At 72.4% G+C, this 14,258-nt stretch carries 14 protein-coding genes; 7 read left to right on the top strand and 7 right to left on the bottom strand.

Annotated elements, in window-relative coordinates:
- Positions 1–124 precede the first annotated feature (124 nt).
- The 4 genes from ACZ6BG_RS14950 to ACZ6BG_RS14935 all read left to right on the top strand — a co-directional run bounded on the left by ACZ6BG_RS14950 (position 125) and on the right by ACZ6BG_RS14935 (position 4,076).
- Positions 125–1,018, top strand: a complete 894-nt coding sequence (locus tag ACZ6BG_RS14950; protein ID WP_469000670.1) for an LLM class F420-dependent oxidoreductase — start codon at positions 125–127, stop codon at positions 1,016–1,018.
- 85 nt (positions 1,019–1,103) lie between these two features.
- Positions 1,104–1,529: a GNAT family N-acetyltransferase gene (locus ACZ6BG_RS14945; protein WP_469000667.1), complete on the top strand. Its 426-nt coding sequence runs from the start codon at positions 1,104–1,106 to the stop codon at positions 1,527–1,529.
- 196 nt (positions 1,530–1,725) lie between these two features.
- Positions 1,726–3,066 carry a hemolysin family protein gene (locus ACZ6BG_RS14940; RefSeq protein ID WP_469000665.1) on the top strand — a complete coding sequence of 447 codons (1,341 nt, stop codon included), beginning with the start codon at positions 1,726–1,728 and terminating at the stop codon, positions 3,064–3,066.
- Positions 3,063–4,076, top strand: coding sequence for a hemolysin family protein (locus tag ACZ6BG_RS14935; protein ID WP_469000661.1), 1,014 nt, complete (start codon positions 3,063–3,065; stop codon positions 4,074–4,076). Before ACZ6BG_RS14940 ends, ACZ6BG_RS14935 begins: the two co-directional genes overlap by 4 nt.
- 120 nt (positions 4,077–4,196) lie before the next feature.
- Here ACZ6BG_RS14935 and ACZ6BG_RS14930 read toward each other — a convergent pair whose 3' ends face one another.
- Positions 4,197–4,445: a holin gene (locus ACZ6BG_RS14930; protein WP_469000658.1), complete on the bottom strand. Its 249-nt coding sequence runs from the start codon at positions 4,443–4,445 to the stop codon at positions 4,197–4,199.
- A gap of 254 nt (positions 4,446–4,699) precedes the next feature.
- Positions 4,700–5,704: a LysR family transcriptional regulator gene (locus ACZ6BG_RS14925; protein WP_469000656.1), complete on the bottom strand. Its 1,005-nt coding sequence runs from the start codon at positions 5,702–5,704 to the stop codon at positions 4,700–4,702.
- 70 nt (positions 5,705–5,774) lie between these two features.
- Between ACZ6BG_RS14925 and ACZ6BG_RS14920 the strand changes: the two genes are divergently transcribed.
- A complete protein-coding gene (locus ACZ6BG_RS14920; protein ID WP_469000654.1) occupies positions 5,775–6,452 on the top strand; it encodes a maleylpyruvate isomerase family mycothiol-dependent enzyme in 678 nt (225 codons plus the stop codon).
- 122 nt (positions 6,453–6,574) lie between these two features.
- Entirely contained in the window at positions 6,575–7,420 is an 846-nt protein-coding gene (locus tag ACZ6BG_RS14915; RefSeq protein WP_469000652.1) for an SGNH/GDSL hydrolase family protein, read from the top strand.
- 284 nt (positions 7,421–7,704) lie between these two features.
- Here ACZ6BG_RS14915 and ACZ6BG_RS14910 read toward each other — a convergent pair whose 3' ends face one another.
- From ACZ6BG_RS14910 to ACZ6BG_RS14895, 4 genes are all read right to left on the bottom strand, one after another.
- A complete protein-coding gene (locus tag ACZ6BG_RS14910) occupies positions 7,705–8,139 on the bottom strand; it encodes an SRPBCC family protein (RefSeq protein ID WP_469000650.1) in 435 nt (144 codons plus the stop codon).
- Positions 8,136–9,530 (bottom strand): carotenoid oxygenase family protein, encoded by a 1,395-nt coding sequence (locus ACZ6BG_RS14905; protein WP_469000646.1) that lies wholly within the window; start codon positions 9,528–9,530, stop codon positions 8,136–8,138. Before ACZ6BG_RS14905 ends, ACZ6BG_RS14910 begins: the two co-directional genes overlap by 4 nt.
- The gene (locus ACZ6BG_RS14900; protein WP_469000643.1) at positions 9,527–10,891 is read right to left on the bottom strand and encodes an MFS transporter; all 1,365 of its coding nucleotides are present in this window, start codon (positions 10,889–10,891) and stop codon (positions 9,527–9,529) included. Before ACZ6BG_RS14900 ends, ACZ6BG_RS14905 begins: the two co-directional genes overlap by 4 nt.
- 241 nt (positions 10,892–11,132) lie before the next feature.
- Positions 11,133–11,822, bottom strand: a complete 690-nt coding sequence (locus ACZ6BG_RS14895) for a TetR/AcrR family transcriptional regulator (protein WP_469000641.1) — start codon at positions 11,820–11,822, stop codon at positions 11,133–11,135.
- Positions 11,823–11,862: 40 nt separating this feature from the next.
- Here ACZ6BG_RS14895 and purB point away from each other — a divergent pair, with 40 nt between their 5' ends.
- Positions 11,863–13,305, top strand: a complete 1,443-nt coding sequence (gene purB / locus ACZ6BG_RS14890; protein ID WP_469000638.1) for an adenylosuccinate lyase — start codon at positions 11,863–11,865, stop codon at positions 13,303–13,305.
- A 58-nt stretch (positions 13,306–13,363) separates the two neighbouring features.
- Here the strand turns inward: purB and ACZ6BG_RS14885 are convergent, their stop codons facing one another.
- Positions 13,364–14,155, bottom strand: coding sequence for a DedA family protein (locus tag ACZ6BG_RS14885; protein ID WP_469000635.1), 792 nt, complete (start codon positions 14,153–14,155; stop codon positions 13,364–13,366).
- Positions 14,156–14,258: the final 103 nt, after the last annotated feature.

The following is a 14,258-nucleotide window of genomic DNA, read 5'->3' as shown; positions in this document are numbered from 1 at the left end:
GGTGGCCCGCGGGAGCGGGCGGGTGGTGGAACCGGACGCGCCCCTTCCCGTTCCGCACGGCCGCCGTCCGAGCCGCCCGCGCGGGGCCGGGTCTCCCTCGTCCTCGTACCGCCAAGGAGAGTTCATGCCCCACCGGCCCTTCCGCTTCGGCGTCAACATGATCGAACCGAGCCCGCGCGAGGAGTGGCGGACCAAGTGCCGCACGGCGGAACAGCTCGGCTACGACGTGATCCTCGTGCCCGACCACCTGGGCATGGCCGCGCCGTTCCCGGCCGTCGTCGCCGCCGCGGAGGCCACCGAGCGGCCCCGGGTCGGCACCTTCGTCCTCAACGCCGGGTTCTGGAACCCGACCCTGCTCGCCCGCGAGGCGGCCACCACGGACCTGCTCACGGACGGCCGCCTCGAACTGGGCCTCGGCACCGGCTATGTGCGGGCCGAGCACGACGCGGCCTGGCTGCCGTGGGGGTCGCCCGGCGAGCGCGTGGCCCATCTGCGGCACACCGTCGAGACGCTGGACCGGCACTTCGCCGAGGACGGGTTCGTACCCAAGCCGGGCCAGACACCCCGCCCGCCGCTCCTGATCGGCGGCAACGGCGAGAAGATGCTGAAGCTGACGGCCGAGCACGCGGACATCGCCGCGTTCACGGGAGCCCGGCCGGTGGCGGGCGACACGAGTGGCAAGCTGCTGCACCTGACGGCCGAGGAGATGGACGAGCGGGTCGCCTCCTACCGGCGGCACGCGGCCGGGCGGTCGGTGGCCGCCGAGCTGAACCTGCTGATCCAGCTGGTGGACATCACCGACGACCGGCGCGCCAAGGGCCACGAGGTCGCCGACCACATCCCTCACCTCTCCGTCGACGCCGCCCTCGACCTGCCCATCCTGCTCATCGGCACGGTCCGCCAGATCGCCGACCAGCTGCGCGCCCAGCGGGAGCGGTACGGCTTCTCGTACATCACGGTCCTCGAGCCGTACTACGAGGTGTTCGCGGCCGTCATCGAGGAGCTGCGGGGCGAGTGACGTGGGCGTACGTGCAGGTGGCGCCACTGTCCGCATGCTGGAAATTTCCGCGCGCCGCCGCCCGGCCCGGTGATGGGATGCCGTCATGACTGATCTACGGATACGCGCCGCGGCGCCCGACGACCTGGACGCCGTACTCGCCTTCTGGAAGGTGGCCGCGGAGGGCACCAGCATCAGCGACGACCGCTCCGGCGTGGAGCGTCTGCTCGCCCGTGACCCGGGGGCGCTGCTGCTCGCCGAGCGGGACGGGGAGCTGGTGGGCACGGTGATCGCCGGGTTCGACGGCTGGCGGGCGCATCTGTACCGGCTCGCCGTGCACCCCGACGCCCGGCGGGCGGGGATCGGCTCGGCGCTGCTGCGCGCGGCCGAGGAGCGGTTTGTCGCGCTCGGCGGGCGGCGGGCCGACGCCATGGTCCTGAACCGCAACGAGCCGGCGCACCACGCCTGGCATGCGGCCGGATATGCTCCCCAGCCGCAGTGGAGCCGCTGGGTCAAGCCGCTCGCCGAATGACCGTGCCGCCGCCTCGGCGACAGGCGCGGTAACAGTGAGTGACGTAGAGCGCAGAGTTTTGCCGATCCTTTAACATGGGGCCCACCACTCGAATCCCGACGGAAAGGTGTGAGCGTCCGCCCATGGGCGAGCCTCCTAGTACCCCACATCGCGCATTCACCACGCCCCTGGCCGATCATGGGACGGAGGTGACCTGATGACTGAAGTGCTTCTGCTCCTCGTGGCGGTGCTGCTCTCGCTCGCCTGCGGAGTCTTCGTGGCGGCGGAGTTCTCGCTCACGACCGTCGAGCGCAGCGACCTGGAGCGCGCCGTCGAACGCGGCGAGCGCGGCGCGGCCAGCGCCCTCAAGGCCGTCAAGAACCTCACCTTCGAGCTCTCGGGCGCGCAGCTCGGCATCACCGTGACCGGCCTGGTCGTCGGCATGCTCGCGAAACCGGCCATCGGCGACCTCATCGAGGGGCCGCTGAACGCCGTCGGCGTCCCCGACTCGGCGTCCTCGACCGTCGCCCTCATTCTCGGCACCGCGCTGTCGACCGTCTTCCTGATGGTCGTCGGCGAGCTGGTGCCGAAGAACTGGGCGATCTCCTCGCCGCTGCCCATCGCCAAGCGGGTGGCGACGCCCCAGCGCGTGTTCAGCGCCGCGTTCCGCCCCTTCATCCGGCACCTGAACAACACCGCGAACCGCGCGGTGCGCCGCTTCGGCCTGGAGCCCACCGAGGAGCTGGCCTCCGCGCGCGGCCCCAAGGAGCTGCTCGCCCTGGCCCGGCACTCCGCGAAGGAGGGCGCCCTGGAGGCGGAGACCGCCGAGCGGTTCATGCGCACGCTGAACCTGGCCGACCTCACCGCGGAGAACGTCATGACGCCGCGCGTCCAGGTCGTCGCCCTGGACGTGGCCGCCACCTGCGAGGACGTCGCCAACGCCACCCGCGCGACCGGCCTGTCCCGGTTCCCGGTCTACCGCGGCAACCTCGACTCGGTCGTCGGCGTCGTGCACATCAAGAACGTCCTGGCCGTGCCCGCCGAGCTGAGGGCGCGCCGCCCCGTGAGCGAGCTGATGCGCGAGCCGCTGCTCGTACCGGAGTCACTGACCGTGGACCGGCTCCTGGACCGGCTCTCGGGCCGGCGCACCATGGCCGTCGTCATCGACGAGTACGGCGGCACGGCCGGTGTCGCGACCCTGGAGGACATCGTCGAGGAAGTCGTCGGCGAGGTGCACGACGAGCACGACCCGCACGAGACGCCCGACCTGGCCCCGGCCGGGACCGACGACGAAGGCCGGACGCTGTACTCGGCGGACGGCGCGGCCCGCACCGACCAGCTCGCCCGCGTGGGCCTGCGGGTGCCGGAGGGCCCTTACGAGACGCTGGCCGGTCTGATCGCCACCGAGCTCGGCCGCATTCCCGCCGTGGGCGACGGCGTCGAGGTCGCCGGCTGGCACCTGGACGTCGTGGACGCCGCGGGCCGCCGAGCCGCCCGTGTGCTGCTGCACGCGCCCGCCGAACCCGCCGATGACGAACCCGAGGAGGACGACCGATGACTGTCATCCAGTTGCTGATCGGCCTTGCGACGCTCGTCGTCAACGCCTTCTTCGTGGGCGCCGAGTTCGCCCTGATCTCCGTGCGCCGCAGCCAGATCGAGCCGTACGCCGAGGAGGGCGACCGGCGCGCCAAGAGCGTGATGTGGGGCCTCAAGCACGTGTCCGCGCTGATGGCGGCCGCCCAGCTCGGCATCACGCTGTGCACCCTGGTGCTCGGTGTCGTCGCCGAGCCCGCGATCGCGCATCTCCTCGAGCCGCTGTTCGACGCGGTGGGCGTGCCGCACGGCCTGGTCCACCCGATCTCGTTCGTCATCGCCCTGGCCGTGGCGACGTATCTGCACATGCTGCTCGGCGAGATGATCCCCAAGAACATCGCGCTCGCCGAGCCGGTCCGCAGCGCCCTGCTGCTCGGGCCGCCGCTGGTGGCGTGCGCCCGGGCCGTGCGGCCGGTGGTGTTCACGATCAACGCGTTCGCCAACGCGATCCTGAAGCTGCTGCGGGTCGAGACGAAGGACGAGGTCTCGGCCACGTTCTCGGACGCCGAACTGGCCCGCCTTGTGCAGGACTCCAGCGACGCGGGCCTGATCGACGACCGTGCGCAGGAGCGCCTGCACGACGCCCTGGAGCTGGGCCGTCGTCCGGTGCGGGACGTGGTGCTTCCGCTGGAGCGGGTGGTCTACGCGCGCGTGGGCGTCACGCCGGAGCAGTTGGAGCAGTTGTCCTCGCGGACCGGCTTCTCGCGTTTCCCCGTCGTCGACGAGGGACGGCGCATCGTCGGCTACCTCCATGTGAAGGACGCGCTCGACCTGTCCCCGCGCGATCTGCCGTTCCGGGTGACGGACATGCGGTCCATCGCCCGGGTGCGGGAGACCACGTCGCTCAACGACGTCCTGACGGCCATGCGGGGCAGCCGCACCCATGTGGCGGCGGTGCTCGGCGAGGACGGCAGGCTGGCCGGGATGGTCACGATGGAGGACGTCCTGCGGGAGCTGTTCGGCCAGCCCGTCTGACCTCGTCCGCCGACGCTCCTGAGGCTCATGGCGGGTGCGTTCGCGCCCGACGGCGGCGAGGTCGCTGGGGTGGCGGGCCGTTGATGGCGGGGTAGGCGCGGGGCTTCTGGGCGGGGTCCGTCAGAGGACGGGGCGGTGTCCGCTGCCGTCGGGGACCTCGGTGAGGCCGGGGCCGGGCGGGCCGATCTTCGCGGAGCCGAGCGCGGTCAGGACGGCGAGCAGCGCGGCCATCCCGGCCGTGCCGAGGGCTGCGCCCCACGCCACGTCGAGGAGGTCCGTCGCCCCCGCGACGAGGACGGCGGCGAGGGCCTGCGCGAAGGTCCGGACCGCGCGCTCGGCGGTGGCTTTCCAGAAGGCTGCGGTCCACATCACGGACCCCTCTCCGGTAGTGAGGAGCCGTTCTGCGAGTCCTCAACTAGCCCTATGTTCCCGGTGGTTGAGGAGCTGCGTCGAGAGTGTGGGAGGGGGGTTCTTCGGGGTTGCGAGGGGGGAGCGGCTTGGGTCTGGGAGGTGGGCGGGGCCGGGGCACGGGGGTTGGGGCCGGGGCGTGGGGCGGCTCGGTCCAGGGTGCAGGAGCGGTTCGGGTCCGAGGGGCGGGAGGGGGGCTCGGGGCCGGGGTGCGGTCAGGTCGGTTCCGGGGGTGTTTCCGTCTGTACGGGCAGTGCGGCGCGCAGACGCGTCAGGAACGCGCGGGCCGCGGGCCCCGCCGGGCCGTCCGTGCGCCAGGCGAGGCCGATCCGCCCGCGCGGGCAGGGCTCCTCGAACCCGATCACCCGCAGGCCCCGCGCCGCGGCGATCCGCGTGCCCGGCGCCGGGAAGACGGCCACGCCGAGGCCACGTACCGCGAGCTGGACCAGCAGCTGCGGCGAGGCCGCCTCGAAGGCGACCTGCGGCGCGAACCCCGCCCGCGTACAGGCACGTTCGAGCACGGCCCGCAGCCCGGTGCCGCGCGGCAGGCTGATCAGGGGGCGGCCGGCGAGGGCCGTCAGCGGGACGACCCCGTCGAGCGCGCCCGCCTCGCCGCTGCCGTCACCCTCGCCCTCGCGCTCGCCCTCACCCTCGCTGTCCGGCGGCGGCCCGGCCCGCGCCACGAGCGGGTCGTCCGGTGCCACCAGCGCCGCCAGGGGTTCGTCGATCACGACCTGCCAACTGACGCCCTGTGGCGGGGTGTCGTCGGCGAGACCGGCCAGGGCTATGTCGAGCCGCCCCTCGCGCACGGCCGCCAGCATCCGGTCCGAGGTGTCCTCGGTCAGGGCCATCTCGACGTGCGGATGCGCGTCGTGGAAGTCGGCGAGGACCGACGCGACGTCGTACTCGTGCGTGGCGGCGCCCGAGACGAGGCCGACGGTGACGCGTCCCCGCAGCAGCCCGGTGAACTCGTCGGCGGTCTGCCGTATCCCGTCGACCGCGGCCAACGCCGCCCGCGCGTACGGCAGGACGGCCGCGCCCGCCTCCGTCACGGTCACCGACCGGCCCGAGCGGTCGAGGAGCCGCTGCCCCAACTCCCGTTCCAACTGCCGGATCTGGGCGCTCACCCCGGGCTGGGCCACATGCAGCACGGCGGCCGCACGCGTGAAGTTGGCCTCCTCCACGACCGTGAGGAAGTACCGGAGCTGGCGAAGTTCCATAACTCAGGATGCTAGCCACGAGACGTACTGGCTCTTGGACTTATGGCGGCGACGAGCCGATCTTGGCTTCATGGGGAACTCACAGGGGAACTCACCGAACGCACCGGACATCTCGACCCACCACATCCGCACCGCCATCGCCGCCGAACGCCGGGACCTTGCCGACCTGCTCGACGGCCTGGCACCCGCGCAGTGGGACGCCCCGTCGCTGTGCGCGGGCTGGCGGGTGCGCGAGGTCGCCGCCCATATGTCGCTCGGCTTCCGCTATCCCCTCCCCCGCGTCCTCCTGGAACTGCTCAGGGCGGGCGGAAGCCTGCACCGCATGACGGACCGCCGGGCCCGCGCGGACGCGGCGGCGTTCTCCGCACGCGACCTCGCCGGATTCCTGCGGGACCACGCGGACCACCCATGGACCCCGCCGGTCGGCGGCTACGCGAGCGCCCTCGGCCACGACGTCGTCCACGGCCTCGACATCTGCGTGCCGCTCGGCCTCACCCGGCGGGTGCCGGAGGACCGCCTCCGTATCCTCCTCGACCACGTCACTCCGAAGTCGGCGAAGTTCTTCGGCGCCGACCTCACCGGCCTGGAGCTGCGGGCCGACGACACCGACTGGTCCTTCGGGTCGGGGGCGCGTCTTTCCGGCGACGCGCAGGACCTGCTGCTGGTGGCGTACGGGCGGCGGGTGCCCGCGGGGCGGCTGCGCGGTGAGCAGGCGGGACGCTTCACGGTGGTGGGGCAGGCCCACTGACCGGACGCGCCCGCTCCTCGCCGGACGGGCCCCTGACCGGACGGGCCAGGCCCGGGTCCGTCCGGACGGGCTCGGGTGGGGCCCGCGCGGGTGTACGGGCCCCGGGATACCATCACATCGCCATGCAGATCAATCCGCGCTACACGAGCCTCGTCGCCGTCGGCGACTCCTTCACCGAGGGCATGTCCGACCTGCTGCCCGACGGCAGCTACCGCGGCTGGGCCGATGTGCTGGCCGAGCGGCTCGCGGCCCGCACCCCGGGCTTCCGTTACGCCAACCTCGCCGTGCGCGGCAAGCTCATCGGGCAGATCGCCGCGGACCAGGCGCCCATGGCGGCCACGCTCGGCGCCGACGTGATCACCCTGGTCGGCGGCCTCAACGACACGCTGCGGCCCAAGTGCGACATGGGGCGGGTACGCGGCCTCCTGGAGCAGGCCGTGGAGACTCTCGCCCCGGCCTGCAAGCAGCTGGTCCTGATGCGCAGCCCCGGCCGCCAGGGCGCGGTCCTGGAACGGTTCCGCCCGCGCATGGAGGAGCTGTTCGCCCACGTCGACGACCTCGCGGCACGGCACGGGGCCGTCGTGGTCGACCTGTACGGGTCCCGGACGCTCGCCGACCAGCGGCTGTGGGACGTGGACCGGCTGCACCTGACGGCCGAAGGGCACCGCCGGGTCGCCGAGGCGGTGTGGCAGACGCTCGGCCACGAGCCGGAGGACGACTGGGACAGCCCGCTGCCGCCCCCCGTCGCCGCGCCCTGGATGGCCCGCCGCGTCGGCGACGTCCGCTTCGCCCGGCAGTACCTCGGCCCGTGGATCGGCCGCCGCCTCACCGGCCGCTCGTCCGGCGACGGCCGCTCGGGCCCCCAGGTCGACCCGGTGACGGGACGCGCGTTCTGGGTGACACCCGACGACTCGGCGGCACCGGGCCTCGTACAGACGTGGCGGCGCGTGGAGCCGGACGCGGCCTGACCGCGAGCGGCACGAGAAGCACGAGCCGCACAGGAAGCTGGGCCCTGCCTGACCGCGAGCGGCACAGGAAGCTGGACCCGGCCCGCCCGCGAGCCGCACAGGAAGCTGGACCCGGCCCGCCCGCGAGCCGCACAGGAAGCTGGACCCGGCCCGCCCGCGAGCCGCACGCGAAAACGGATGCGACCCGACCACGCACGGCTGGTGAAGCAGGACGCGCCCCGGTCCCGGGGTGGGCAGCACCCGAACGTCCGCCGCCCCTTACATCCGCCTCCCCCGCGTCCCGCTCACCCCTTCCCCCGCGCCGCCACCGTCTCCACGGCCTCCTTCAGCTCCGCCAGCCAGTCGATCAGGGACTGGGCCAGCAGCGCCCGCATCCCGTCGGGGTCGGCGTCGACCGGGGCACCGGTCCAGTACTCCTCGGTGACCACCGACGTGCCGCCCTCGGCCGTCGGCGCGAAGGTCCAGCGGTGCATGCCGTCGATGCCGGAGGTGGGCCCGCCCCAGGTGAGGGAGCGGTGTTCCTCGATGGCCACGACCGTGGACGTGATGTCCAGGCCGTGCGTGAGCCACTTGAACGACATGCCGACCTCCAACTCGCCCGAGGTCTCCGCCCGTTCGATGGCGCTGTGCCACAGGGGCCAGGCGGCAATGTCGGTGTGCAGCCGCCAGACGGTCTCGACGGGCGCGGCGATGGTGATCTCGTGGCGGGTGCTGATCATGCCGCACCGCCCACGGCGGGCAGGGCATCGGCGTCCACGTTCGCACCCGCGTCCACGTCCGCGATCCAGGAGCCGTGGATCCCGCTCGGCACCCGGCGCGGCAGCTCGACGACGGCGAGCGGCCCGGTGCCGGGGGCGGAGGCGTCGATGACGAGCAGCTGCGAGGCGTCCTTGACGAGGTCGCTGACCACGGTGAGCAGATAGCCCTCGTCCTCGCCGGTGGCGCCTTCGGCCGGTACGAAGACGGCCTCGCCGGGCATCCGGCCCTGCCCCATGGGGACCAGCTCGCGGCTGCCCGCGGTGTGGTCGTGTTTGACGATCGCGTACTCGTCGAGGTCCGGCCCCGGGAAGGCCACGGCGTAGCTGTAGCGGTGGAAGCGGCCCGTCAAGTCCTCGTTGACAGTGGGGAATTCGGTGATGAGGTCGTCCACGGGCTCCTCGACGGCGACACCCGTGGCCGGATCGAGTGTCCAGCGGTGGCCGGTCGCGCCGACCATGGGCTGCGGCGCGTGGCCGCGTGCCCCGATCCAGAACTTCCAGGTCTGCTCCCAGGCGCCGCGGTCGTAGCGCGGCCCGGTCAGCACGACACGGCCGCGCTCGTCCTCGTACGCGTTGGCGACGTGCAGGAGCGCGCCGGGCTCCACCTCGAACCAGCGCACCGTCGCGGGCCCGGTGCGCGGCATCACGCCGATGCGGGGCGTATAGGTGTCGCTCCAGCGGTACGGGATGCCGGAGTGCTCCTCGGCGTTGAAGACGACGGGCAGGTCCAGCCACACCACGTACCGCTCGGTGATCCCGAAGTCGTGCATCAGGGACGGCCCGGCACCCTCGACGACCTCACTGCGCACGATGTCGCCCTTGGCGTCGGCGACGTAGTACGTCAGGTGCGGCGGGAACGGCCCGTAGCCGAAGAAGTGCAGTTCGCCGGTCGCGGGGTCGGTCTTCGGGTGCGCGGTCATCGCCGTCTTCAGGCGGCCGCCGAAGTCGTGGGCGCCGACGGTGTTGAGCTCGGGCGTCAGCTCGTAGGGGAGGTTGGCCTCCTGGAGGGCGAGGATGCGGCCCGCGTGCTCGATGACGTGGGTGGCGGCGTCGCTGGCGCGGAGGTTCGGGATGCCGTCGACGCCCAGGTAGGGCACGCCGTCGAGGGCCGGGGTGCGCACCCAGCGGTTGCGGTACCACTCGGCGCGGCCGTCGCGCAGCCGGACGCCGTGGATCATTCCGCTGCCCTTGAACCAGTGGGTGGGGGTGACGCCGGGCCTGGGGTTGTGGCCGTTGCGGAAGTAGCGGCCGTTCAGCTCGGGCGGGAGGGTGCCGTGCACGGTCAGGCCAAGGGCGGTGGTCTCGTCGGTGACGGGTGTGTAGTGGCCGGTGAGATAGGGCTTCTTGGTCATGACGGGTTCCTCCTGGTGTGGTGGGTGGGACTGGTGAGCGTGGTGAGTGCCGCGACCGTCGTGAGCAGGGCGATGACGGCGGTGGCGGCGAACGCGGTGCGGTAGTCCCCTGGTGTGGGGGCGAGGAGGGTCAGCAGGGCGAGGCCGAGGGCGCCGCCGATCTGCCGGGTGGTGTTGACGAGGCCGCCCGCGAGCCCGGAGTCGGCGGCCGGCACCCCGTCGATGGCCAGCGTGGTGAGCCGGACGAACGCGACGCCGAGCCCCGCGCCGACCAGGACCGAGGGGCCGAGCAGGTCGACGGCGAAGGTGCCGTCGGTCCGGGCCAGGGCGAGCCAGCCGAGGCCGAACGTGAGGGCGGCGAGGGCGGCGCCGAGGCCCGCGCGGCCGGGCAGTCGGGGCGCGAGCGTGGACGCGGCGACGACGGTGAGCGCCAGCGGGAGCTGAGTGAGGCCCGCCGCCAACGCGCCGTATCCGAGCACTTGTTGCTGGTACAGCGGCAGGAAGTAGAAGAGCCCCACCCAGACCGCGCCGAGCAGCGTCATGGCGAGGTTGGCCGCCGCCACCCTCCCGGTGCGGAGCAGGCGCGGCGGTACGAGCGGGGTTCCGGTCCGGCGCTGGCGGTCGGCGAACAGGACCAGGAGCGCGAGGCCCGCCGCGGCGGCGAGGGGCTGCTTGGCGGTGAGCGCGTAGACGAGCGCCGTCAGGCCCGCGGTCGAGGTGATCGCGCCGACGACGTCGAGGCGGCCGCCCGTCGGCCGGTCGGCGGGGACCAGCAGGAGGGTCGCTCCGAGCGAGGCGACGGCGATCGGTACGACGACGAGGAACACCGCTCGCCAGCCGTACCACTCGGTGAGTGCGCCGCCAAGGATCACCCCGGCCGCGCCGCCCGCCCCGGACACCGCACCCCACACGCCCAGTGCCGCTCCACGCGTCAGGCCCGTGCCTCCCTGGGGCCGTGGGCCCGACGGGAAGATCAGCAGGACCAGCGCGAGCGCGGCGGGCGCGAGGAGCGCCGCGCCGACGCCCTGGCCGGCGCGGGCGGCGATCAGCGCGGCCGCGTTCGGCGCGAGCCCGGCGGCGAGCGAGGCGAGCGCGAACACCGTCGTCCCCGCCACGAACATCCGCCGCCGCCCGAAGAGATCCGCGAACCGGCCACCGGGCAGCAACAGCGCCCCGAAGGCGAGCACATAGGCGTTGACCACCCACGACAGCGCCCCGGACGACAGCCCGAGCCCTCCGGAGACGGCGGGCAACGCCACATTCACGATGGACGTGCTGAGCACGACGACGAACTGAGCCGTCGCGAGCGCCACCAGAGCCGGGCCCCGCTCCACCCCCGACGCCCGGACCGGCCGGGGCACCCGCCCCACCCCTCCTCTCCGCCTCTGTCCCCTCACGATGACATCCCCAAGTCCCTAGTCCCTAGTCCCTAGTCGCTAGCCCCTGGTCCCTGGTCTCTGACCCCTGGCCTCACGCCGAAGAAAGAGTGGTTAATCACTCACACTTCATCCCGAAAGAAGGACCACGCGCGTGTGTGGCCTTCCTATTGCGACACCCCCTGCCCCACCGCCCTCGGCGGCAGCGCGGAGAAGCTTCTGCGGCTCAGTAATGCCTGATGCCCGCCAGAAGCGTCCTCGTCCACGGCGCGTCCACTTCGAGCGCCCCGATCGAGACCGCCACATTGCACAGGAATCCCCTGGCGAAGAACTCCTGCACCTCGTCGTCCCGCGCACCGGACGCGGACCGCACATACTCCACAAGGCGTGCGTACATCCCCTGCACCGCCTCCCTGATCTCCGGCTCGCTGACCGCACAGTTGGCGTGCATCAGCACTTTCAGCAGGTCCTCGCGGTCCGCGATCAGGCGGGCGTACTCATCCCCCATCGCATACAGCACCTCCGCCGGATCCGCGCTCCCCACCTTCGCCACCGACTCGCCGAGCCGCTCACGGATCAACCGCGAGACATCCTCGACCACAGCCACGAACAGCGCCTGCTTGTCCGGGAACAGCCGGTACAGATACGACTGCGAGATCCCGGCACCCTTGGCGACCTCCGTCGTGGACGTCCCGTAGTACCCGCGCCCCGCGAACACCTTCGCCGCGGTGGCCAGCACCTCACCTCTGCGCGCCTCCGCCGTGGAAAGCTGCCGCGCCTTCGTCGCACCCATGTGAGTAATAGACCACTCACACCTCCACCTCGTCAACCCTTCATCAGCCACGGCTCCAGGCCCACAGCCCCGTCCCGGCCTCTCCCCCACCCTCCCCTTGTAGCTTCCGACGACGACAGCCATGGCGCTGGCCTGCAGAAACCGCCAGCTAGAATGGCCGACTGTGACTGCCGCGCCTGCAAAGCCCCGTATCCCGAACGTCCTCGCCGGGCGTTACGCCTCCACCGAGCTCGCCCTGCTCTGGTCGCCCGAGCAGAAGGTGAAACTGGAGCGCCGCCTCTGGCTCGCCGTCCTGCGTGCGCAGAAGGACCTCGGCATCGATGTGCCGGACGCCGCGATCGGGGACTACGAGCGCGTGCTCGACCAGGTCGACCTGGCCTCCATCGCCGAGCGCGAGAAAGTCACGCGCCACGATGTGAAGGCCCGCATCGAGGAGTTCAACGCCCTCGCCGGTCACGAGCACGTCCACAAGGGCATGACCTCGCGCGACCTCACCGAGAACGTGGAGCAGCTCCAGATCCGGCTCTCCCTCGAGCTGGTCCGCTCCCGCACGGTCGCCGTCCTCGCCCGCCTCGGCCGCCTCTCCGGTGAGTACGCCGAGCTGGTCATGGCCGGCCGCTCCCACAACGTCGCTGCGCAGGCCACCACCCTCGGCAAGCGCTTCGCCACTGCCGCCGACGAGCTGCTCGTCGCCTACCGCCGCCTGGAAGACCTCCTCGGCCGCTATCCGCTGCGCGGCATCAAGGGCCCCGTCGGCACCGCCCAGGACATGCTCGACCTGCTCGGCGGCGACGCCGAGAAGCTCACCGAGCTGGAAGGCCGCATCGCCGCCCACCTCGGCTTCGACCGCGCCTTCACCTCCGTCGGCCAGGTCTACCCCCGCTCCCTCGACTACGAGGTGGTGACGGCGCTCGTACAGCTCGCCGCCGCCCCGTCCTCGCTGGCCAAGACCATCCGCCTGATGGCCGGGCACGAACTGGTCACCGAGGGCTTCAAGCCCGGCCAGGTCGGCTCCTCCGCGATGCCGCACAAGATGAACACCCGCTCCTGCGAGCGTGTCAACGGCCTCACCGTCATCCTGCGCGGCTACGCCTCCATGACCGCCGAGCTGGCCGGCGACCAGTGGAACGAGGGCGACGTCTCCTGCTCCGTCGTACGCCGCGTGGCCCTGCCCGACGCGTTCTTCGCGCTGGACGGCCTCCTGGAGACCTTCCTGACGGTCCTCGACGAGTTCGGCGCGTTCCCTGCCGTCGTCGCCCGGGAACTGGACCGCTACCTGCCGTTCCTCGCCACGACCAAGGTACTCATGGCGTCGGTGCGGGCGGGCGTCGGCCGCGAGGAGGCCCACGAGGCCATCAAGGAGAACGCCGTCGCCTCCGCGCTCGCCATGCGTGAGCAGGGCGTCGAGCGCAACGAACTCCTGGACAAACTCGCCGCGGACTCCCGCATCCCGCTGGACCGCGTGCAGTTGGACGAGCTGATGGCCGACAAGCTCTCCTTCACGGGCGCCGCCAGCGACCAGGTCGCCGCGGTCATCGCCCAGATCGAGGCCGTCATCAAGGAGCACCCCGAGGCGGCGGCTTACACGCCGGGCTCGATTCTCTGAGGCATTCCCGTTCTCTGAGGCATTCCCGGGCGGGCCGTGGCCCGCGCACCCGGTGGGGTTAGCTCCTCGCCCGGTGCGCGCCGCGGCCCGCCTGGCGTATGCGGACCACCACGAACGCGATCACGGCCAGGGCGACCACGCCGAGGATCCCCTTCGAGTACAGGCCGACGGCATCCGTGACCTCGTGCCAGCGGGAGCCGAGGCCGTAGCCCAGCAGGACGAACACGCTGTTCCACAGCAGGCTGCCGACGGTCGTCAGGCCCAGGAACAGGGGCAGCGGCATCCGTTCTATGCCTGCCGGTATCGAGATCATGCTGCGGAAGATCGGGATCATACGGCCGAAGAACACGGCCTTGGTTCCATGCCGTTCGAACCACGCCTCCGTTTTCTCTATGTCCGCCGTCTTCACCAACGGAAGGCGCGCGGCGATGGCGACGGTGCGGTCGCGGCCGAGCAGTGCGCCCACCCAGTACAGCGCGAGCGCCCCGACGACGGAGCCGACCGTGGTCCACAGCAGCGCCGCGAGCAGGCTGAACTTGCCCTGGCTCGCCGCGAATCCGGCGAGCGGCAGGATCACCTCGCTGGGCAGCGGCGGGAACAGATTCTCCAGCGCGATGGCCACTCCGGCGCCGATCGCGCCCAGGGAGTCCATGAGGTCGGCGGCCCAGCCCGCTATACCGCCCGCGGGGGCGTCGGCGGGCGCGGCCGCGTATATGACGGAGCGGGCGGACCGAGCGGGCTCGGACACGGCCGAGGACGCGGTCACAGCCGCGGATGAGGCCGTGGCTGAGGCCGCTGCCGCCGCGGATTCGTACGCGGCGCTGAGTGTGTGCGAAGCGGTGAGGATCATGCCTTCGACGGTACGAACCCGCAGGCCACGCCGGTATGAGGACCGCCGCACAGTTGCGCTGCGGACCGCCGCAGACCCTCTCTGCGGACTACCGCAGCCAGCT

Source organism: Streptomyces sp. NPDC041205, assembly GCF_055591765.1.
Note: the sequence above shows the minus strand (reverse complement) of the source record. Positions and strands in the feature narration are given on the sequence as shown.

Excerpts from the sequence above, each read along its gene's own strand:
- ACZ6BG_RS14940 (WP_469000665.1), top strand. The coding sequence starts at position 1,726 with ATGACTGAAGTGCTTCTGCTCCTCGTGGCGGTGCTGCTCTCGCTCGCC.
- ACZ6BG_RS14910 (WP_469000650.1), bottom strand. The coding sequence starts at position 8,139 with ATGATCAGCACCCGCCACGAGATCACCATCGCCGCGCCCGTCGAGACC.
- ACZ6BG_RS14950 (WP_469000670.1), top strand. The coding sequence starts at position 125 with ATGCCCCACCGGCCCTTCCGCTTCGGCGTCAACATGATCGAACCGAGC.
- ACZ6BG_RS14925 (WP_469000656.1), bottom strand. The coding sequence starts at position 5,704 with ATGGAACTTCGCCAGCTCCGGTACTTCCTCACGGTCGTGGAGGAGGCC.
- ACZ6BG_RS14915 (WP_469000652.1), top strand. The coding sequence starts at position 6,575 with ATGCAGATCAATCCGCGCTACACGAGCCTCGTCGCCGTCGGCGACTCC.
- ACZ6BG_RS14945 (WP_469000667.1), top strand. The coding sequence starts at position 1,104 with ATGACTGATCTACGGATACGCGCCGCGGCGCCCGACGACCTGGACGCC.
- ACZ6BG_RS14895 (WP_469000641.1), bottom strand. The coding sequence starts at position 11,822 with ATGGCTGTCGTCGTCGGAAGCTACAAGGGGAGGGTGGGGGAGAGGCCG.
- ACZ6BG_RS14935 (WP_469000661.1), top strand. The coding sequence starts at position 3,063 with ATGACTGTCATCCAGTTGCTGATCGGCCTTGCGACGCTCGTCGTCAAC.
- ACZ6BG_RS14905 (WP_469000646.1), bottom strand. The coding sequence starts at position 9,530 with ATGACCAAGAAGCCCTATCTCACCGGCCACTACACACCCGTCACCGAC.
- ACZ6BG_RS14885 (WP_469000635.1), bottom strand. The coding sequence starts at position 14,155 with ATGATCCTCACCGCTTCGCACACACTCAGCGCCGCGTACGAATCCGCG.
- ACZ6BG_RS14920 (WP_469000654.1), top strand. The coding sequence starts at position 5,775 with ATGGGGAACTCACAGGGGAACTCACCGAACGCACCGGACATCTCGACC.
- ACZ6BG_RS14930 (WP_469000658.1), bottom strand. The coding sequence starts at position 4,445 with ATGTGGACCGCAGCCTTCTGGAAAGCCACCGCCGAGCGCGCGGTCCGG.